Source organism: Methylobacterium sp. R2-1, assembly GCF_014191355.1.
GTDB lineage: Bacteria > Pseudomonadota > Alphaproteobacteria > Rhizobiales > Beijerinckiaceae > Methylobacterium.
The window spans coordinates 26,294-46,808 of sequence record NZ_JACHWM010000005.1; the positions used below are offsets into that span (position 1 = coordinate 26,294).

18 protein-coding genes are annotated in these 20,515 nt (G+C 67.4%); 3 read left to right on the forward strand and 15 right to left on the reverse strand.

Features of this window, described 5'->3' with window-relative positions:
• Window positions 1-2 precede the first annotated feature (2 nt).
• Complete coding sequence (locus FHU13_RS08535; RefSeq protein WP_183435449.1) at window positions 3-1,049, forward strand: LLM class flavin-dependent oxidoreductase; 1,047 nt, start codon at window positions 3-5, stop codon at window positions 1,047-1,049.
• Between the two features lie 72 nt (window positions 1,050-1,121).
• Here the strand turns inward: FHU13_RS08535 and FHU13_RS08540 are convergent, their stop codons facing one another.
• From FHU13_RS08540 to FHU13_RS08550, 3 genes are read right to left on the reverse strand one after another with little or no spacing between them, the layout of a single operon-like run.
• A complete protein-coding gene (locus FHU13_RS08540) occupies window positions 1,122-1,973 on the reverse strand; it encodes an ABC transporter ATP-binding protein (protein WP_183435450.1) in 852 nt (283 codons plus the stop codon).
• Window positions 1,970-2,851 carry an ABC transporter permease gene (locus FHU13_RS08545; protein WP_183435451.1) on the reverse strand — a complete coding sequence of 294 codons (882 nt, stop codon included), beginning with the start codon at window positions 2,849-2,851 and terminating at the stop codon, window positions 1,970-1,972. Before FHU13_RS08545 ends, FHU13_RS08540 begins: the two co-directional genes overlap by 4 nt.
• A gap of 8 nt (window positions 2,852-2,859) precedes the next feature.
• Window positions 2,860-4,302, reverse strand: a complete 1,443-nt coding sequence (locus FHU13_RS08550) for an ABC transporter substrate-binding protein (protein WP_183435452.1) — start codon at window positions 4,300-4,302, stop codon at window positions 2,860-2,862.
• Between the two features lie 312 nt (window positions 4,303-4,614).
• Here FHU13_RS08550 and FHU13_RS08555 point away from each other — a divergent pair, with 312 nt between their 5' ends.
• Window positions 4,615-5,379 carry a Crp/Fnr family transcriptional regulator gene (locus tag FHU13_RS08555; RefSeq protein WP_183435453.1) on the forward strand — a complete coding sequence of 255 codons (765 nt, stop codon included), beginning with the start codon at window positions 4,615-4,617 and terminating at the stop codon, window positions 5,377-5,379.
• A gap of 129 nt (window positions 5,380-5,508) precedes the next feature.
• Here FHU13_RS08555 and FHU13_RS08560 read toward each other — a convergent pair whose 3' ends face one another.
• From FHU13_RS08560 to FHU13_RS08610, 11 genes are all read right to left on the reverse strand, one after another.
• Window positions 5,509-6,468: a HEAT repeat domain-containing protein gene (locus tag FHU13_RS08560; protein WP_183435454.1), complete on the reverse strand. Its 960-nt coding sequence runs from the start codon at window positions 6,466-6,468 to the stop codon at window positions 5,509-5,511.
• A gap of 5 nt (window positions 6,469-6,473) precedes the next feature.
• Window positions 6,474-6,707 (reverse strand): ferredoxin family protein, encoded by a 234-nt coding sequence (locus tag FHU13_RS08565; protein WP_183435455.1) that lies wholly within the window; start codon window positions 6,705-6,707, stop codon window positions 6,474-6,476.
• A 15-nt stretch (window positions 6,708-6,722) separates the two neighbouring features.
• The gene (locus FHU13_RS08570) at window positions 6,723-8,471 is read right to left on the reverse strand and encodes a fumarate reductase/succinate dehydrogenase flavoprotein subunit (RefSeq protein ID WP_183435456.1); all 1,749 of its coding nucleotides are present in this window, start codon (window positions 8,469-8,471) and stop codon (window positions 6,723-6,725) included.
• Window positions 8,468-8,782 (reverse strand): gamma-butyrobetaine hydroxylase-like domain-containing protein, encoded by a 315-nt coding sequence (locus FHU13_RS08575; RefSeq protein WP_183435457.1) that lies wholly within the window; start codon window positions 8,780-8,782, stop codon window positions 8,468-8,470. Before FHU13_RS08575 ends, FHU13_RS08570 begins: the two co-directional genes overlap by 4 nt.
• A gap of 738 nt (window positions 8,783-9,520) precedes the next feature.
• Entirely contained in the window at window positions 9,521-10,042 is a 522-nt protein-coding gene (locus FHU13_RS08580) for a hypothetical protein (RefSeq protein ID WP_183435458.1), read from the reverse strand.
• Between the two features lie 11 nt (window positions 10,043-10,053).
• Window positions 10,054-11,208, reverse strand: a complete 1,155-nt coding sequence (locus tag FHU13_RS08585) for a zinc-dependent alcohol dehydrogenase (protein ID WP_183435459.1) — start codon at window positions 11,206-11,208, stop codon at window positions 10,054-10,056.
• 650 nt (window positions 11,209-11,858) lie between these two features.
• On the reverse strand, window positions 11,859-13,568 hold the full coding sequence (gene ggt, locus FHU13_RS08590; protein WP_183435460.1) for a gamma-glutamyltransferase: 1,710 nt from the start codon (window positions 13,566-13,568) through the stop codon (window positions 11,859-11,861).
• An 83-nt stretch (window positions 13,569-13,651) separates the two neighbouring features.
• Complete coding sequence (locus tag FHU13_RS08595) at window positions 13,652-14,545, reverse strand: polysaccharide deacetylase family protein (protein WP_183435461.1); 894 nt, start codon at window positions 14,543-14,545, stop codon at window positions 13,652-13,654.
• 40 nt (window positions 14,546-14,585) lie between these two features.
• Window positions 14,586-17,057, reverse strand: a complete 2,472-nt coding sequence (locus FHU13_RS08600) for a branched-chain amino acid ABC transporter ATP-binding protein/permease (RefSeq protein ID WP_183435462.1) — start codon at window positions 17,055-17,057, stop codon at window positions 14,586-14,588.
• Window positions 17,058-17,059: 2 nt separating this feature from the next.
• Window positions 17,060-17,929: a branched-chain amino acid ABC transporter permease gene (locus tag FHU13_RS08605; RefSeq protein WP_183435463.1), complete on the reverse strand. Its 870-nt coding sequence runs from the start codon at window positions 17,927-17,929 to the stop codon at window positions 17,060-17,062.
• A 34-nt stretch (window positions 17,930-17,963) separates the two neighbouring features.
• Window positions 17,964-19,154, reverse strand: a complete 1,191-nt coding sequence (locus tag FHU13_RS08610; RefSeq protein WP_183435464.1) for an ABC transporter substrate-binding protein — start codon at window positions 19,152-19,154, stop codon at window positions 17,964-17,966.
• 226 nt (window positions 19,155-19,380) lie between these two features.
• On the opposite strand from FHU13_RS08610, the gene FHU13_RS08615 reads away from it, so the two are divergent.
• Entirely contained in the window at window positions 19,381-19,791 is a 411-nt protein-coding gene (locus FHU13_RS08615; RefSeq protein ID WP_183435465.1) for a nuclear transport factor 2 family protein, read from the forward strand.
• A gap of 4 nt (window positions 19,792-19,795) precedes the next feature.
• On the opposite strand, the gene FHU13_RS08620 is transcribed toward FHU13_RS08615, so the two are convergent.
• A complete protein-coding gene (locus tag FHU13_RS08620; RefSeq protein ID WP_183435466.1) occupies window positions 19,796-20,497 on the reverse strand; it encodes a GntR family transcriptional regulator in 702 nt (233 codons plus the stop codon).
• Between the last annotated feature and the right edge of the window lie 18 nt (window positions 20,498-20,515).

Here is a 20,515-nt window from a genome sequence, read left to right on the forward strand (position 1 = left end):
CCATGACGCACCCGCTCCGCTTCGGCGTCTGGGCCCCGGTCCACGGCTCCCGCGCCGCTCGCCACGATCCGGACGAGCCACACGACGCCTCGTGGGCACGCAACCGCGCCGTCGTGCTTGAGGCCGAACACCTCGGCTACGATTCCGTCCTCGTCGCCCAGCACACGGTGAACCCCTACGACGAGACCAGGGACCAGTTGGAGGCCTGGACTGCCTCCGCCGCCCTGGCGGCGCTGACGGATCGGATCGAGATCATCGCGGCGATCAAGCCGGGGCTCTATCACCCCGTCGTGCTCGCCAAGATGGCGCTTCAAATCGAGCACGTCAGCCAGGGGCGCTTCGCCCTCAACCTCGTCAATGCCTGGAACCGCGCCGAATTCGAACAGGCCGGCCTTCCGTTTCCGGCCCATGACGAGCGCTACGCCTACGGTCGCGAGTGGATCGCCCTCGTCGATCGGTTGCTGCGGGGCGAGCGGGTCGGCTTCGAAGGCCGGCATTTCCGCGTCGAAGACTATCAACTCAAGCCGGCTGGTACGTATCGGCCGCGGCCGACACTCTACGTCGGCGGCGAATCCGAGCCGGCCCGCGCGCTGGTCGCCGACCACGGCGACGTCTGGTTCATCAACGGTCAGCCCTTGGAAGCGGTCGCCGATCTCATCGCTGACGTCGCCCGTCGCCCGGCCGCTGCGGGCCGCTTGCGCTACGGCCTCTCAGCCTTCGTGATCGCCCGAGAGACGGACGCGGAAGCAAAGGAAGAATTCGCCCGGCTGCTCGACTTGAGCCGCCGCGACGAGGCCCTCCGCGCCGACACTCGGGCACGCACGGACGCCGCGAGTGTGATGTTCGCCAAGACCGACGCAGCCGCCTCGCACCATGTCGGCACCAACGGCGGCACGGCTGCCGGGCTCGTGGGCAGCTACGACGCCGTGGCGGAGCGCATTCGCGCCTTCCACGCCGCTGGGATCGAACTGTTCATGCTGCAGTTCCAGCCGTTCGAGGCGGAGATGCGCCGCTTCGCCGAGCAGGTGTTTCCGCGCGTGCGGGTGTGAGACCGGCCGATCTGATGCCATCGGCCCCGCCGCGCGATGGGGCCGGTGCGGTTCCACCCGGAGTGGTTCGGTTCACACCCCAATCGGGCTCAGCCGCGCGAGCGGCACCCCGCCGGGCGCACTCTGGAGGAGGGTCAGGCAGCGCTGTTTAACCGCTGTGAAGTGTGGGTGGGTGATCAGGCCGCGCTCCCGAGGGCGACCGAACGCAAGGGGGATATCATCGAGGATGCGCCCAGGCCGCGGCGTCATGACGATGAGCCGGTCGGCGAGGAACAGGGCCTCGTCGATGTCGTGCGTGACGAACAGGATCGTGGTCTGGTGCTGGGTCCAGATGTCGAGGAGCAGCTCCTGCATCGTCAGCCGCGTCTGCGCGTCCAGCGCCCCGAAAGGCTCGTCCATCAGCAGGACGCGGGGCTGATTGATGAGCGCGCGGGCGATCTCCACCCGCTGCTGCATGCCCCCCGACAGTTCGGCGGGATAGCGCTCGCCGAAGTCGGACAGGCCGACCTGTGCGAGGAGCACTCGGGCACGCTCCAGGCGCTCGCGACGGCCGATGCCCTTCATCTTCAGGCCGAAGGCGACGTTGTCGATCACGCTGAGCCAAGGAAACAGCGTGTGCTGCTGGAAGACGATGCCGCGGTCGGGATGCGGTCCCGCGACCGCCGACCCGTCGAGGCTGACGCTGCCGCGCGACAGGGCGAGGTGACCGGCCACCGCCCCGAGCAGGGTCGACTTCCCGCAACCCGAAGGTCCGAGGATGCAGACGAACTGACGGCCTGAGATGTCGAGATCGATGTCCTCCACGACATCGAAGGCCGCCTCGCCCCGTCCGAGCCGGATCGCGCCGTCGCGAACGGAGACGTGACCGGCGGCCCGACCCTCGTTGCCGGCGTGGGGGCCGGCCGGTGCCGTCCCCGCGCTCATCGCTGGACTCCCGCACCGATCCACGGCGTCGCCAGGGCGCCGAGCCAGCGCACGATAAGGCTCGATCCCATCCCGAGCAGGCCGATCAGCAGCATGCCGACGACGATGTCGTCGTAGTTCTGCAATGTGTAGGATTCCCAGGTAAAGTAGCCGATCCCGTACTGGCCAGAGATCATTTCGGCAGTCACGAGGCAGAACCACGCGGTGCCCATGCCGATCGCTGCGCCGGTGACGATGCTGGGCGCGGCGCCGGGCAGGATCACCTCCCGTAGGATCGCGGCATCGCCTGCCCCCAGGCTGCGGCCGGCGGCCACCAGTCGCGAATGCACCGATTCCACCCCGTGCACGGTGTTGAGAAGGATCGGGAACAGCGCACCGGTGAAGGTGATGAAGGCCATCGACATCTCGGAGGACGGGAACATCAGGATCGCGAGTGGAATCCAGGCGACCGCCGGGATCGGGCGCAGCACTTCGAGCGGCGGCAGCAACAGGTCGCGCGCCAGTTGCGATCGGCCGATGGCGAGGCCGAGGGCGACGCCCACGCCCAGCGCGGCGAGGAAGCCGGACAGCACCCGGACGAGGCTGGATCCCAGATGAAGCGGCAGCGCAGGCGCGTGGAGCAGCGCCCAGGCCGCCTGCGCTGCCGCTGCCGGAGTCGGCACGTTGCGGAAGGTGACGAGGCCGAGATCGAGCCGGCTGCTCGCCGCGAGGTGCCACGCAAGCAGGCTGAGAGCCAGGGCGAGCCCGCGCCGCGCCGAGTGCCCGAGCGAGATCCTGCGCGGGAGGGCTCCCAGGATCTTCACCCGGCGCGCCCGCCGGTGCGGCGCGCGGAGTGAGCGAGGCGCCTCGATCGTCGAAGCGCTCAGCGTCGGGACCATCGGCACGCTCATCGCGCGGAGAGCCGGGCCTGACCGGCCCGTGCGGCGGCGAAGTCAATCACGTCGCCGCCCTGCGCCGCGGCGTAGGCCTGAGCGTCGCCCTTGAGCAGGAAGGCGCTCAGGCCGCCCTTCGCATCGCGCACGAACCAGGCTTGGTTGGCGAACAGCTTGATCCCGGTTCCGCGATCCTGCGCGTAGAACGCACGGGCTTCACTTCCCTGACTTTCGAGCTTGGCAAGCGCCGCGAGAGCCCCCTCGGGTGAGGCGTAATGGCGAACCTTCCCTTCCCCGCGGATCCAGAGCTGCGCAACGCGGGATGGATCGGTGATCGGCTGGCCGGTGGCGGCGTCGTTGGCCGCGAGCGGCAATGGAGCATAGTCCTTGAGCCGCACCTCATAGTCGAGACCGGCTTGAGCCGAAGCCGCACGGATGAAACGGTCCTCGACGAATCGATCGAGGTCGATGTCGGAATCAGCCTTCTTCAGGAACTTGAGCGTCTCGAACGAGGTCTTCACCGCCTGCCGGTACTCCGGCTTCCAAGTCACGTCGCGGGTCTGAAGGCCGAGCGGACCGTGGAAAAGGTAGGCGACCTCCGCCTCGATCCCTGTCACCCGTTCGATCAGTTCGGAATACTTTTCCGGTTCGGCGGCGATTAGCCGATCCGCCTCGATCGCCGCACGCAGATAGGCCGTGACGATTTCCGGGTACTTCTCCGCGTAGTCACCGTCGGCCAGCGCGCCGTGGAAGGTCGGGGCATTGGCTTGCGCGCCGTCGTAGATCTTGCGAGCGAAGCCGCGCCAGGGGAACAGCTCGGCGAAGGGGACGAAGTCGGCGTGCGCCTCGATCTTGTTAGCGAGAAGCGCCGCCCCTGCCACCTCAGGCGCCTGGGTGATGATGGTGACGTCGCGGCCCGGCTCCCAGCCTTGCGCCTTTACCGCCCGCAGCAGCAATCCGTGTGAGGTCGAGGCAAAGGGCACCGAGATCGTCTTGCCCTTGAGTTCGGCGAACGACTGCACCGGCGACTCCTTGGGCACGACGATGCCATTGCCGCTGCCGCGCACGCTGCCCGAGAGCACCGAGATGAACAGGGAGCGGCGCCCAGCCTTGGCGAAGGCGTAGCCGTTGAGCGAACCGGGAAAATCGGCCATCGCCCCGAGGTCGAGTTTGCCCGCCACCATCTCGTTGGTGAGCGGCGCCCCGCTCGTGAAGTTGCGCCACTGGATGTCGTAGGTCGCGTCCTTGTACTTGCCGTCCCGCGGCAGGAACTTTTCGAGGAGCTTCAGTTCGCGGATCAGCAGGCCGCCGGTGGCGCAGTTGATCGTCGTGTCCTGCGTGCCGACGGCGACCCGGATGGTCTCGGCTCGGGCCGCACCGGGGATCGCCCCGCCGAGCGCCGTGGCCGTCAGGAGCAGGGTGGCGAGGCGGCGGGTGAGCGGGAAGCGATGTGTCACCGTCAGGCTCCGTGGGGTAAATGAATCGACCGCTCAAGAGGGCGGTGACTCCATGGATGTGCCGTCTAGAGAGCCGCGGCCGCGAGCAATTAATTTCATCGGCAAGCTCAGTTTTCGACCGCTTGACAACTATTCATGGGACTTCGGAAATCTCTTCTCGCGAAATCGTCGACGGGAGAAGAATGTGTTCTAACCACATTCTGATTTGGAATTGCTCTCAAGCGGGCCGTACCGATAATCGGAACGGGAGACGGGGCGCGGCTGTGTCCGCGCATCCTGGGTCCCGAGCCCTTATGTTCTCCCGAGGTCCCCATGTCGTCGGCATCGCTCGCCCTCTCCGAACCCCGTCGTCCGGCGCCCCTGATCGCCAGCGCGCTCTTCCTCAGCGAGACGGTCGAGGGGCTCGATGACGGTGCCGGCTTCCTCGACGGCCTCACTCCGTCCGAGATCGCCCGGGTGCGCGCCGCCGGCCGCACGCTGAGCCTTGCGCCCGGCGAGAGCGTCTTCACCCAGGGCCAGCCGCACGAGGGCATCTTCCTGATCGAGGAGGGACGCGTGCGCGTGTACTACTCGGGGCCTTCGGGCCGACAGGTGACGCTGGCTTACTGGACGCCGGGCCACTTCATCGGCGGCCCCAGCATCTATGGCGGCGGCTGCCACCAGTGGTCGGGCGAGGCGATCGAGCCTGTGCGGGTGACCGTTCTGTCGAGTGCGACCCTGCGCGGGCTGATCCGCCAGATGCCGGGCTTCGCGCTCTGCCTCATCGCCGCGCTGGAAGCGAAGGGCCGCTGCTACACAGCGATGGCGCAGATGCTCGGAACGCGCTCGGTCATCGAGCGGCTGGCGCAACTGCTTCTCAACCTCGGCGACCTCTATGGCACGCCCGAGAACGGCACAATCATCATCCGCCGCCGCATCACCCACGACGAACTCGCCGCGCTGGTCGGATCGACCCGTCAGTGGGTGACGATGATGCTCAAGCGCTTCCAGCGCGACGGCGTCGTCGCAATCGACCGGGCGCATATCCGCCTGATGCGGCCCGGCCGGTTGCAGGAGATCGTTCTGACGGAGGGATAAGCGGCAACCGTATCGCGGAGCCCGCGCGGCGCTTGAGGAGGGGTCCCATCGTACAAGCACGATGGAACCCCGCCGAAGCCAAATCCGCCATCCCGAGGGGACTACCCGAATTTGGTATGCGGCTAAGCGCTACGCCGCTAGCCGTCCCAGTGCCCAGCGAGCCGTCTTGCGCACGTCCGGGTCGGGATCGTTCACGATCCCCTCCAGCCCCGCCCGCGCTGTCGGATCGGCAATTTCCCCAAGCGCCGCGGCGGCCTCCTTGCGCAAGCCTGCCATCTCCTCGGAAAGGGCGAGGACCACCGACGTTACCGCGCGGCGGACCTTCAGGCGGCCGAGGCTGCGCAGCGCCTTCTGGCGGACCTGCCAAGCGGCATCATCGAGCACCGCGATCAGCACCTCGGCGCTCTCCGCCGCTCCGGCACGGCCGAGCGCCTCGGCAGCGGTCTCGCGCACGCTCCACTCGGAATCGTGCAGCGCGCCCGCGATGGCATCGACCGCGCTGGCGTGGCGGGCGAATGCAAGCCCGCCGAGAGCGGCGCGGCGCACCTCGGCATCCGCGTCGCGGGTCGCGGCGATGAGCGAGGGTAAAGCCGCCTCCTGCTTCAGGTAGGCGATGACGCCGACACCTTGCGCCCGAACTGCCGGCTCGGGATCGCCGAGCGCCGCGACCGCGGGACCGAGCGCTTCCGGGAGCCTCAAACCGCGCAGGGCGCGCAGCGCCGCGGCGCGCACGAAGGGGTCGGCATGACCGGTCAGCGGCAGCAGCGGCGCACCGGCGCGCTGATCCTTCAATTCGGTCAGGCTCTCGGCGGCAGCGACGGCGACTGCTTTGTCAGGATCAGTGAGCGCACCTGCAAGCGCCTCGGCCGTCTGAGGGCCATCGAAGCCGCCGAGCGAGAGCGCTGCCTGTCGCCGCACGTCCAGGTTCCGATCGGCAACGGCGCGGGCGAGATGAGGTACCGCATCCGGGTCAGCGGTCTCGGCCAGCGCCAGGACAGCGACCCGGCGCACCGCCGGGTCAGCATCGTCGAGGCCCAAAGCGATCTCGGCGACGTCGCCGAAATTCTCGAACGGATCGGTCACGGGCATCTGGCTCACCGCAGCAGGTAGGGGATCTGGACGGTGACGGCGCCGGTCGGGCAGTCCGTCTCGCAGGGCATGCAGTACCAGCACTCGTCGTACTTCATGTGGGCCTTGCCGGTGAGGTCGCTGATCCGCAGCACGTCGAGCGGGCAGACATCGACGCAGACCGTGCAGCCCTTGTCGGCGATGCACTTGGCCTCGTCGACGGTGACGGGCACGGCACTGGGCGAATGGGCGAGAGGCATCGGGTTCTCCTTGGCTCAAGCCTGCCGGCGGACGCGTTGGCGATCGTAGGCACCGCGCTCCTCCGCCTCGATCGGCACGATGTACGGGGTGACCGGCCGCTTCTCGCTAACCATTCGGCCGTCGGCCTTCCGCAGGATCGCGTGGCAGAACCAATCCGCATCGTTCTTTTCGGGGAAGTCGGTGCGGTTGTGGTAAAGACCCCAGCGGCTCTCCGTGCGGTAGAGCGAGGCGTGGGCAGCCATCTCGGCGCAGTCGAGGATCGAGGCGGCCTCCAGCGCCCGCAGCAATTCGTGGCTGTCTCGGGCGACCATCCGCGTCTCGAGGTCCTCGCGGATCTCGGAAAAGCGCCGCTGCCCGATCTCCATCTTCGCCGTGACCTTCGGCGGCTGCAGGTAATCGTTCACGAAGCGGCGCGTCTTGTACTCGATCTGGTTGGGCGGGATGCCGTCCTCCCGTCGAGTCGGTGCCAGCACCCGCTCCCGCTCGCGAGCGATCGCCTCGACATCGATTGCCGGAAGGTCGATCTCCCCCGCATGGTCGATCGCGTGCTCGCCTGCCACCGCCCCGTTGGTGAAGGCCCCGAGCATGTAGTTGTGGGGGACATTCGCCATATCGCCGGCCGAATACAATCCCGACACGGTGGTGCGGGCGAATTCATCGACGAACACGCCTGACGCGCTGTGGCCCGAGCAGAAGCCCACCTCCGAGATGTGCATCTCGACCATGCGATGGCGATAGTCGGTGCCACGGTTCTCATGGAAGCGTCCCCGCGAGGGCCGCTCGACCTTGTGCAGGATCGACTCGATCTCCGACACGGTGTCCGCGTGAAGATGGTCGAGTTTGAGAAAGACCGGACCGTTGCCGCTCTGAAGCTCGTTGTAGAATTCCTGCATCATCTGGCCCGACCAGTAGTCGCACTCGATGAAGCGGTTGCCTTGGCTGTTGGCGGTGTAAGCGCCGAACGGGCCGGCGACGTAGGCGCAAGCCGGGCCGTTGTAATCCTTGATCAGCGGGTTGATCTGGAAGCATTCGAGGTTCGCGAGCCCGGCGCCCGCATGGTAGGCCATCGAATAGCCGTCGCCGGAATTGGCCGCGTTCTCGTACGTGCCCCACAGGTAGCCCGAATGCGGCAGGCCAAGCCGTCCGGCCGCCCCGAGACACAGGATCACCGCCTTGGCGCGGATCACCAGGAACTCGGCGGTGCGGGTGTTGACCGCCACCGCGCCTGCCACCGCGCCGTCGGGCGCGTTCAGAAGCCTCGTTGCCATGAAGCGGTTCGAGATCAGCACCTGCGCCTTGCGTAATTGCCGGTAGAGCGCCTTCTTGACGGTGTCGCCGTTCGGCATCGGCAGCACGTAGGTGCCGAGATGGTGCACCTTCTTGACGTCGTAGTCGCCATTCCCGTCGCGCTGGAAGCGGATGCCGAAACGATCGAGTTCTTGGATGATCTCGAAGCAGCGTTCGGCGTATTTGTAGACGGGCGCCTGATCGCAGATGCCGTCATTCGCGATCGTGATTTCCTTGGTGTACTGCTCCGGTGTCGCGTAGCCTGGGATGACGGCGTTGTTCAGCCCGTCCATACCCATGCTGATCGCGCCAGAGCGTTTGACGTTGGCCTTCTCCAACAGGATCACGCGGGCGGCCGGGTTGCGCAGCTTGGCCTTCAGTGCCGCCATCGGCCCGGCCGTGCCGCCGCCGATCACCAGCACATCGCAGGCCACTTCATTGGTCGCCTCTTGAATGGCATCCTGACCCGCGCTCATCGCCACTCTCCCGAGGCAGCCGCTTCGTCAGCGAGCGCGCGAAGGTACGGCCAGGGGAAGATCCCGCGGTCATGCCCATCGGAAAAGACGAGATTCACCGCGTAGGCACCGACCGGCACGACGTCCTCGATCGCGATATCGTGCGGCAATGCGGGCGGGCCTTCGTCGATCTCGACCCGCACGGCTTGAGCACTGCGGCTGTGTGCCCGCAGAATGGCAGCCGTCAAACGCGAAGCCGTACCATCCTCCCACAACACGTCAAGGCGTTGGCGATCGCCCGTAAGCCTGATCTCGCGCGGGATCGCCGTCATCTTCATCCTCCTGGACCCTGCCTGGGCCCAGGGAGGCGAGCCCAACGTTCACGGTTAAACCGCGAAGTCGGGGACGGATGAAGAAAGTAATTGCCTCCTGCTCGGGGCAACGATCGCTGTAGGCGCTACTTCGGCTGTTGAGGGAAGGAGAAAACGGATTACCGGATTCACAGGGTAGGATTAGCGCATGCTGCGCAAGGAACGTCGCAGGGCGGCCTTGCTGGAGCCTGGACGTTCCACACGTCGACCCAGAGGGCAGTGACGATGCATGCCGGATCTCGAACCCCCTACTGCGATTCGCCGACGTGCATCGAAGGAGACGGCCGGGCGACGACGCGACGCCGCTCAAGCGCGGTTGAGTTGGAGAATTAGGCAGACTCGCATGAACTGCGAGGCTTTACGTTACGAGAGATGTCCGCCCGTTCCGAGAGCATCTGCTCACCTCGCAAGAGCAGATCTTCCGTCCATCACGCAATAAGGTCGGCTCATGCCACACAAGCGGCGTGCGAACTGCTGTGCCCTTCCGGTCCGTCTACGCTGCCGGTGAGATGCCCACTCCGTCTTCGCTGCACATACTTCCTACAGCTACGACATCAAAATGTTGTGGTCCATAGGTCCAGCTAGAGTTTGCGGGCATGAACGAGCTCGGCGTTTCAGGCTGGCTGCGTAACCGTGTCCACGGCTGTCATCGCCTTGCACGGGGTGCTGTAATACCATCATGCGACGGCAGCCCACCCCTTAGTCCCGTCGTGTCGCGGGAGGCCGCCTGGACCCGTCGGTTGCCAAGATCCGCGCTGCCAGGATGCCGAGGCTCAGGATGGCACCCGAGATCACCACCTTCCTCATCAGCCCGGATTGGTTGTGCTCCAGCTCGGAACGGATGCCCATCTCGCCCGGAATATTCGGGATGCGACCGCGACCAACGTCCTCAACAAGGCCCTCGACGACGTTCACGCGATCGGCGGCCATTAGCATGAGCCAGTGCGCCCATTCCGACTCGCTGTACCTGAATGCCTGACGGCGTATCATCCCGCTGACGCCGCTCGGTGGTGTCGACGTCCCAAAAACGGCGGTGAGGTTGTTCCGCTCGATGGACTGTAGGATCTCGACCGTCTCCCGCTGTTGAGGCGGCCGCCTCCAATTCATGCCCCGCTTATCCTCCTGCGACCGGTCGCGCATGGGGTAGGTCGGGTCGTTCTCAGGGTTCGCATCAACGCCCCAGCCGGGGACCTTCGACGGGTCAATGGGTAGGTTCTTCATGCCTGTCATCCTCAACCGTGTGCCGAAGGGGGGACCAGCACCGGCTTGATGCAGCCGTCGAGCTTAGCCGAGAAGATGTGGTAGGCGTCCGCAATCTCCTCGAGCGGCACCTTGTGCGTGATGAGCGCCTTCGGGTTGAGCCGCCCGGCTTCGATGTGCTCGATCAGCCGTGGCAGGAGACGTTTGACTGAGGCTTGGTTGGCTCGGATGGTGATCCCCTTGTTCACGACATTGCCGATGGGGATCAGGTTGCCGGTAGGTCCGTACACGCCGACGATCGAGACAACGCCCCCTTTCTTTACCGAGTTGATGGCCCAGTGCAGCGCTGTTGCGGAGCCGCCCTCAAGCTTCAACTTCGTGCCAAGCAGCGTGTGCAGGGCGCTACCGGCGGCATCCCCGCCAACAGCGTCAATGCAGACATCCGCTCCGAGCGAGTCGGTCGTCTTCTTCAGGAAGACCACAGGATCCTCCAACGAACGGAAGTTGTACACCTCGGCCGGGCAGTAGGTACGGGCGAAGTCGAGGCGGTAATCGATGTGGTCAATGACGATCACACGACCGGCGCCGAAGAGCCATGCGCATCGCGCCGCCATGATTCCGACAGGGCCGGCCCCGAACACGACGACCGTGTCGCCTGGTTGGATGCCTGCCATCTCGGCGGCCTGATAGCCGGTTGGCACGACATCGGTGAGGAGTACCGCATCGTCGAGGTCCATATTCGACGGGATCTTGCACGGACCGACGTCTGCGTAAGGAACGCGCACGTACTCGGCTTGGCCGCCGTCATAACCGCCGGCCGTATGAGAGTAGCCGTAGATCGCGCCGACTGCGCTGGCTTGGGAGTTGGACTCGTGGCAGTTGCCGAACAGGCCCTGCTTGCAAAAATGGCACTGGCCGCAGGCGATGTTGAACGGCACGAGCACGTGGTCACCGACTGACAGGTTCTTCACCGCCGGTCCGACTTCTTCCACGACACCGATAAACTCGTGACCGAAGGTCATCCCAACTCGGGTATCCGGCACGAGGCCGTGGTAGAGGTGCAGGTCGGAGCCGCAGATGCAGGTTCGAGTGACCCGCACGACGGCATCCTGGACGTGCTCGCATACCGGCACAGGCTTACGGTCAACCCGGACCCTGTATGGGCCGCGGTAATTCATCGCCAGCATTCCAGGAATCTCCAGCTTCGGCTTCTGCCAACCTTGGCGAGGGACCCAAGTTCCCCGACAGTGCGAATGGTTCACACCGGCAGCGGGAAGCACGGTCTGCCGGGATCCAGAGCCGCTTGTCCCGGTTTACCGCCGCGAATTCGCGGTCTCCCGCGATTATGCATGTCGTAAGGCGCGCGAACACCTGACCCGAAGCACGCTTTGACTGGCCTGCTGCCGGATCTACGAACACCCGGTTTCGGTGTGACGATGAAGCCGGAGATGCTCCCTGCAGCGTCGCAGGTGTCGGCGTGAGTTCTAGGTCGATGCGGATCGAGTGGTTACGGCACAGCGGAACTCGACCTCGGGCTCCTCAGTCCTTTTGGATCCGACGACCGAGCTCCAATAGCTTAGGGGGTGTCCAACAAGCCGGTCATAGGCCACCCGGCAAGAAAGGGCTCGACTATCGCGCCTCGAAGATCTCGCTCGGCAACGCGATCGATGCCGTGATCCTCGGCTGGACGGCCGGGCACCGAACGCTGCACCTACTGTAGCGCCGAGCGTATGATCGGCGCGCTCACGCCATGGCGGCTGAACTGCAGTCAAAGACGCAGATGTGGGCAAGCACCGGCCGACAGACCGCCTTCGAGCCAATCAGACTCCAAGCGGCCTCAGAGGCCGAGGGCCAAGCCGTCGCTGCGCGGGTCGTGAGCGCCGACAAAGCCACCGTCATCGTCGATACGGATCGCGCCAGGATGACCGGCCAGTGGACTCTGCGCGGGGATGGGGCTGATCTCGTGTCCACGCGCCCTGAGTTCGTCGAACACGGCCTGTCCTGCATCGAGTTCGAGCTTGAGACTGTCGCGGCTGTCCGAGAACGTCTTTCCGAGAAGGAACCTGGGCCGTGCAAGGGCTGTGAGCGGGTCCATGCGATAGTCGATCAGCCGCGTCAGCACTGCCGAGAGCGTCTGCGGCTGACCATCCGCGCCCTGCGTTCCGTACAACAGATGCGGACGGCCGTTCTTGAGATACATCCCGGGATTGAGGGTGTGGAACGGCCGTTTGCCGGGGCGCAGCACGTTGATGCTCCCGGCATCAACGCTGAACGCTGCGCCGCGATTGTGCCAGAGGATGCCGGTATCGCCCGCGACGACACCGCTTCCCCAATCGAAATAGACCGTCTGCAACAGGCTGACACAATTACCGTCTCGGTCGGCCGCTCCGATGAAGACGGTATCGCCGGTCTTAAAGACATGCGGCCAGGGCGCTGCCCTGCGCGGATCGATGCTGCGAGCCAGCGCATCGAAGTGGGAGGCCGACAGCAGCGTCTCGACGGGAACGTCAAAGAAATCGGGATCGGCAATAAAGCGGTTGCGGTCGATGAACGCCAGCTTCACCGCCTCGACGAGGAGGTGGTAGTAATCCGCGCTGCCCTCACGCAGTGAGGCCACGTCGAAGCGATCGAGAACGCCCATGATCTCGAGGGTGGTCAGCCCCTGTGTCGGCGGGCGCAGGCTGATGAGCTCTCCGCCCCGGTAGGGCACGCGCAGCGCGCTCTCGTTCCGAGCCCGGCAGCGGGCGAGGTCGTCCGCCGTCAGGGGCGAGCCCGCCTGTTGCAAGCCACGCGCAATCCGGTGGGCCAACTCGCCCTCGTAGAAGTCACGGCCGCCATTCTCCGCAAGCGTCGTGAACGTGCGAGCGAGGTCGGGCTGCCGGAAGGTCTCCCCGACGTCCGGGACGCGACCCTCGGCAGTGAACACGCGCACGACATCGGGCCAGTTGCCGATCTCCTTCGCGCGGAAGTTCGCCCAGAAGCGTTGCGACGGTGTCAGGGGAAAGCCGTCCGATGCATAGGCGATGGCGCGCTGGAACAGCCCCTTCCAAGATTGCCGACCGCCCCACGCCCGCTGGCTGAAGGCGAAGGCCTGCTCCCAGGTATCGACGGCCGCCGCCGCCGTGATCGCCGATCCGGATCCGCGCAGCGGAATCGGCCGACCGTCATCCGGCAGCTTCGCGGCCGCCTGCCCGATGCCGGAGAGGGTCAAGGTGGCGCCCTTGCGATCGCTGACGATCATGAAGGCATCGCCGCCCAGGCCGCAGAAATGCGGATAGGTCACGCAGAGGGTCGCGTTGATCGCGATCGCCGCCTCAATGGCGTTGCCGCCCGCCCGCAGCACCTCCCGTCCGGCCTCGCTGGCGAGTTCGTGCGGGCTCGTCACCATGCCCTGGCTGGATCGGGCGAGGACCCCGCGGGGCGCGCTCGCTTCGGCGAAGAGACGGCTCGGCATGGTCGTCGCCCCCAGGGCAGCCGCAGAGGTTAGGAGAAGCGCGCGCCGCGTGGCGGTTGGCGCGGGATGGTGAGGGTCTGCGCTACGATCCATGACGGCGTCCCTGCCGCTTCCATTTGGGCCGAGCGACAGACGGTCGCCCGGGGATGCCTGAGGCCGGCCGCGCCACGGTGCCGCTACTCCGCCAACTCGGCGGCGTGCGCCGCGATCGCGCCGGCCGTGGTGAGCCAGACCGTGTCGCGATGCCCGGCGATCCGTTCGAGCGCCTGCCGCAGGGGGCGCAGTCGATGCGGCTGGCCGACGATGTAGGGGTGCAGGGCGATGCCCATGACGAGCGGCGCGCGGCGCGACTGGTCGAGCATCTCCTCGAAGGCGTCGGTGATGGCCTCGGCGAAGGCCCGACCCGTGTCCTTGCGGGCGACGATGGCAGGGATGTCGTTGAGTTCCTGCGGATAGGGCACCGAGAGGATGCGCCCGCCGTCGCGCGTCGCGAACCAAGTCGGCTGGTCGTCGTGGCACCAGTCGAGCAGGTAGCGGTAGCCTGCCTCCGCCAGCAGGTCCGGCGTGACCCGCGACTGCGAGATCCAAGGCCCGAGCCAGCCCGCCGGCGCTCTGCCCTCCTCCCGCCTCAGTACCGCGGTCGCCTCGGCAATGAGGGCCCGCTCCTCGGCCTCCGAGAGAGTGCCCTGCCGCTCGGCATTGCTGCGCCCGTGCCCGACGATCTCGTCGCCGCGAACACGAAAGGCTTCGATCAGACCCGGACAATCCCGGTAGATCCGGCTGTTGACGAGAATGCTCGCCGGCATCTGCAGGTCATCGAGCATGTCGCGGATGCGCCACGCGCCGACCCGGTTGCCCCAGTCGCGCCAAGCAAAATTCAGCACGTCCGGCTGCGGCCCGCCCGGCGCCAGTTCGGCGCCGAGGCCATCACCGAAATCGAAGGTTTCGAGGTTCAGCGCGATATAGACCGCGAGGCGCTTCCCCCCCGGCCAATCGTAGACCGGGCGGTCCGGCAGGGCGGAATAGGCGTAGCGGCCATGGCTCGACACTGTCGGCTCCGATGTCGTCACGGGAAGGGTCTCGCTCCTGTCGGTGAGGGAAAGTGCGGCCTCACGCGGCGCCGAGATAGGCCGCCTCGAGGGCCGCGTCCGCCTTGAGCTCCGCCGCCGTGCCGGATGCGGCGACGCGTCCCTGCTCTAGGACGTAGCCCCGATCCGCCACGGTCAGCGCGAGCGCGGCCATCTGATCGACGATCAGGATCGTCGTGCCCGCATCGCGCAGCTCGGCCACGGTCGCGTAGAGGCTGTTGATGATCGCGGGGGCGAGCCCGAGGGAGGGCTCGTCGAGCAGAAGGATGCGCGGATGCGCCATCATCCCGCGGGCGATCGCGAGCATCTGCTGCTCCCCGCCCGAGAGCAGGCCGGCGCGGCTGCCCGCTCGCTCGCGCAGGCGCGGGAACCGGTCGAGCAGCGCCTCGACCTCCGCCGAATCGACCCGGCCGCCCCGGCTCCATGCGCCGAGGCGGATGTTCTCGACGACGGTGAGTTCGGGAAAGACCTGGCGCCCTTCCGGGACGAGGGCGAGGCCGAGCCGCGCGATGGCGTGGGCAGGCAAGGCCGCGACCGGCGCATCCGCGAGCACCACCGATCCCTCGACCGGGCGCAGCAGGCCGGCGAGCGCCCGCATCGCCGTCGACTTGCCGGCGCCGTTGGAGCCCAGCAGCGCCACGGTCTCGCCCGGCCGCACCGCGAGGGCGATGCCGTCGAGAACGGGCGCGGCTCCGTAGCCAGCGCGCAGGCCGTGGGCCGCGAGGACCGCGTCGGCGGGACCGATCCAAGGCGCGGCCCGCGGCCGGGCCGGGGTCTCGGCGGCCCCGAGATAGGCTCGCAGAACGGCAGGGTCCCGGCGCACCTCGGCCGGCGTGCCGCGGGCGATCGGGCGGCCGGCATCCATGACGAGGATACGGTCGGACACGCCCATCACCAGGGGCATGTCGTGCTCGACGAGGATCACCGCGATACCGCAGGCCGCGATCCGGCGCAGCAGCGCGCCGAGGCGGTCGGTCTCGGCGCGGGCGAGGCCGGCGGCCGGCTCGTCGAGGAGCAGCACGCGCGGGGCTCCGGCGAGCGCGCGGGCGATCTCCACCAGCCGCCGGTCGACATGTGGCAGTTCGCTGGCCGGCCGGTCGAGGGCGCCGGCATAGCCGACGAAGGCCAGCAATGCCGCCGCCTCGTGCCGGTCAGACGACCGCGACCGGCGCAGCAGCCGTCCGGGTGTCCGAGCGAGGATGACGTTCTCAATGACGCTGAGCGAGCCGAACAGCCGCGTCGTCTGGTAGGTGCGGGCGATGCCGGCACGGGCGATCACGTGGGCCGGCCGTCCGGCGAGCTCACGCCCTCCGAGGCGGATCGTGCCGGTGCTCGGCCGATAGAAGCCCGAGATCATGTTGAGGACGGTGGTCTTGCCCGCGCCGTTCGGACCGATGACGCTGGTGATCGCGCCGGGCAGCGCCTCGAAGGCGACCCCGTCCGCCGCCCGGATACCGCCGAAGGCGATGCCGAGTTCCTCGACGGCGAGCGGTTCGCCCTCGGTCCGTTTCAGGAAATCCGGCGCGTCCGCTCCCGGCTCCGAGCGCACTCCGCCGCCCCGCGGCAGCATGCGGCTGAGGCTGCCAACGATGCCTGCCGGCACCAGCCAGAGCACCACCAGAGTCGTCACGCCGAAGAACAGCAGCCGGTACTCGGCAAGACCCGCCAGCGCCTCGGGCAGGAGCACCGTCACCAGCGCGCCGAACAGGGGGCCGAGCACGGTGCCGGCCCCGCCGACCACCACCGCGAGGACGAACAGGATCGACTGCGTGAACGGGAACGAACTCGGCGCGATGAACAGCATCAGGGGCGGCAGCACCGCGCCCGCCAGCCCGGTCAGCGCCGCCGAGATCGCGAAGGCGGCGGTCTTCACTCGGACGGGATCGAAGCCCAGCGAGGCGGCGGCAACGTCCGCGTCGCGCACCGCGCGCAAAGCCTGGCCGAGACGGGCATGGCGGAGCCGGTGAAAGCCGTAAAGGCTGAGGCCCGCGGCGATTACCGCGATGATCGCGAGGTCGCGCTCCCCGAGGGGAAGGCCAAACAGGCTCGGGCCGGTGGCGACTACGAGGCCGTTCTGCCCGCCGGTGAATTCGCCGCCCTCGATCAGCGCGTGCTCGACGAGGAAGCCGAACGCGATCGTCACCATGGCGAGATAGGGCCCGCGCACCCGCATCGCGGGCACGGCGAGCGCGGCACCGACGAGGGCTGCGATCCCGGCTGCGGCGGGAAGCGCCAGCCAGAAGCTCACGCCCTTGAGCGTCAGGATCGCGCTCGCATAGGCGCCGAGCGCGTAGAACCCGGCATGGCCGAAGGAGATCAGCCCCGAGAGCCCGAGCAGGACGTTCAGGCCGGTGCCGGCCAGCACCGTCAGTGCCACTAGGGCGATGACGAAGTGGCTGTAGCCGCTCGTTGCGGCGACGAGGCCGAGGCCCGCGAGCATCAGGGCCAGAATGGCGAGCGGCATCGCGGCCGGCGCCCGGAGAGGCGAGCGCATGGTCAAACCTTATTGACAGCGGCGCGGCCGAGCAGGCCGTTCGGGCGAAGCGCAAGGGCGAGGATGATGACCGAGAAGACGACGATCTGGGTCGCGCCGGATCCGAGCGTCGCGGTGACGCCGGCCTCCACGAGGCCGTAGAGGAGGCCGGCTAGCACCACGCCGGTGGCCGAGCCGATCCCTCCGAGGATCGCTACCGCGAAGGCCTTGATCCCAAACAGGGCGCCCATCTCGGCCGAGACGGAGAAGAGCGGCGCGATCAGCAAGCCCGCCGCACCCGCGAGCACGGCGGAGAGCGCGAAGGCGCAGGCCACGGTGCGGGCGACGTCGATACCCATCAGCCGCGCAGCTTCAGAATTCTGCGCCACCGCCAGCAGCACGCGGCCAAGTTCGGTCCCGCGGAACACGGCGCGGATCGCTAGAGCCGCCGCGACGCCGACCACGGGGATCAGGAGCTGAAGCGGGTAGACGCCCGCGCCCAGGATCTGCACGGGCGCCGCGACCAGCGTCGAGGGCAGGCTGCGCGGTTCCTTGCCGAAGGTGAACAGCAGGACGTTGTCGAGGATGATTCCGCCGGCCACCGTCGCCAGGAGCCACGCATCGGAGCCGCGCACCACGAAGGGGCGCACCAGCAGCCGCTCGACGGCGAGCCCGAGCAGCGCGCAGCCGGCCAAAGCCGCGGCGACGGCCAGTGGCATCGGCCAGCCGAGCTGAACCGCGAAGGTGTAGCCCAGCACCGCCCCGAGCGTGACGGCGCTCCCTTGCGCGAAGTTCACGGTGCCGGAGACCGCGAAGGTGATGTGGAAGCCGAGCGCCACCAGCCCGTACATGCTGCCGAGGCCGAGCCCACTGACGAGGGTGCTGGTCAGCATCGTGACGTCTCCTGCCCTACCTCGGGAAGGCTGCTCACTTGGCCACCGCGACGATCTCGCCGTTGCGGAAGCTTGCGAAGATGTAGTCGTCCGGCCTCAACGCGTCGTGCCGATCGGGGGCGAAGGGCGCTTCGTAGGTCTTGATCAGGCCGGCATAGGCTGGGACCTTGTAAAAGCCGTCGCGGACCTTCGGCCCCTCTGTGGCGCCGGCGGCCTGGATCGCCAGTGCGATCAGGTGCGTAGCGTCGTAGGCATTGGCGATGCCGACGGCGGGCGTGACGTCGGCCATGGACTTGATCGCCGGGTACTTCGCCTTCAGGGCATCGAGCACCGCCTTCGCCTTCGGGCTGTCATTGCCCGCGAAGGTGAAGGTCTGGACGAAGTGCACCCGTGCCGCGCCAGGGCCCGCGAGTTCGTCGAAGCGCCCGCCGGCCGGACCCCAGTGGGAGATCACTGGGACGTTCCAGCCCATCCGGTCGAGGGACTTCACCACCTGGGCCGAAGGGCCGACATTGCCGACGAGGAACAGCGCGTCGGCCCCCGCCTCCCGCAAGCGGGACAATTGCGGAACCATGTCGATGTCGTTGGCTTCGTACTTCTCAATACCGGCGCTGGGCAGGTTCGCGGCCTTCAGCGCCGCGACGATCCCCTGCTGATTCGACTCACCCCAGGCATTGTTGACGAGGATCGCACCGGGCTTCTTGGCGCCGTAGGTCCTTACCGCGTAGGCGACGAGGGCCTCGTCCACGAGCGCGTCCACCGCCGAGACCCGGAACACATAATTGTCCGCCGCCCCGTTGCGGGTGATGCCGGTTCCGGCCGCCCAGGGCCCGACGAAGGGCACCTTCATCTGGTTGGCGATCGGTACGATCGCCATCGAGACCGGCGTGTCGAGACCGCCGATCAGCGCGACCACGCCGGCCCGTTGGATCAGTTCGCGGGCGGCGAGTACACCCTTCGACGGATTGGCCTCGTCGTCGCGGGCGACGAGTTCCAGGGGGCGGCCGAGGACGCCGCCGCTGCGGTTGATCTCCTCGATCGCGAGTCCGATTCCGCGGGAGATCGCCTCGCCCGACTTCGCCGACTGACCGCTGAGGGCCGTGACCAGCCCGATTCGCACCGGTTCGGCAGCCCGAACCGGGCCGAGGCTCGAGAACCCTATCAGGAGGGCGCCGAGGGCAAGGCGCCGCATGAGGGATTGAGCGGTGGTGGGGCGATGAGGCATGGCGTCCAATCCCGTATGTGGTCGACCGACGTCCGCAACAGCCGTGCCAGCCAAGGCATCGTTGATTTCGTTCGTTTTTTTCGAATCGGCCGAGGCGTGCCCGTAAAGTGTGCACAAAGCGCCAGCAAAGTGCATACACTTTCTGCATGCATGCGTTGGTCGGCTCCGCCATGCTCGGTTCGCGAGGCCGAGCGCGATGGACGCTCGGCACCACGGAGATCCGGGCATGAACACGAAGGTAGCGGAGGCCGCGCACGATGCGGCGGTTGTGACGGCATATCTGGAAGCCTCGATGGTGCCCGATCCCGAGACCGCCGCGCGCTACATGGCGCCCGGCATCGAAATCGTCTTCACCGGCGGCCGGGTGTTCAGGCATCCGCGCGAGGTGACGGCCTTCAACGCCGGCCGCTACGCCTGGGTCAAGAAGCGTATGGAGCGGCTCGACGTCGTGCCAGGTGAGGGCATTACCACAGTCTACAGCCTCGGCACGCTCTACGGCGCGTGGCCGGACGGCACCGCGTTCGAGGGCAACCGCTACGTCGACCGGTTCACCGTGCAGGACGGTCTGATTGTCTCGATGGAAGTGTGGAACGATAGCGCCGAGCGGCTTCTCGAGCGGCAGAGCATGACGGCCTGATCCTTTAGCCGTCGACGTAGGGGGCGAGCAGGCGGATGAGGTCGTGCTCGCGCTGGGGCTCGGTGAGGATGCGCGCCCGCTCGGCCACCGCGTCGAGATGGTGGTCCATGAGCGTGACCGCGTGCCCGGCATTGCCTGCAACGAGCGCCGCCACGATCTCCCTGTGCTCGCTCACCGCGCAGTCCGATGAGTGCGGCCGGCTGTAAAGCGACAAGATCAGGGCGCAGCGGTAGCCTAGTTCAGCCACGTAGCGGCGGAGCACCGGACTCCCTGTCATTTCGGCGAGCAGCAGGTGAAACTCTGTGGCGAGCCGGATCGAGGCCGGCTCCGGACCGCCGCTCGCCCGCTCCTCGCCCGCGATGTGCGCTTCTAGCGTGGCCTGCTGCTCGGCGCTCAAACGGCCAGCCAGCCGCTGGACCACAATGCGTTCCAGGCTGATGCGTACGTCGAAGGTATCGCGTGCCTCCTCCCAGCTCGGACTCGCGACCACGGCAATGCGGTTCCGGCGCAATTCGACCAATCCCTCCCCCGCGAGCTGGCCGAGCGCTTGGCGCGCAATGGTGCGGCTGACGTTGAATCGCTCGCCGAGCGCGTCTTCAGGCAATCGGTCTCCCGGGGTAAGGGCCCGCTCCATGATGGCTCGCCGCAGGGACCGGCAGATCGTTCCGACACGGTCTGTCGGGGGGCTCCTCTCGCCCTGTCTCATCGCTGACGTGCATCCTGT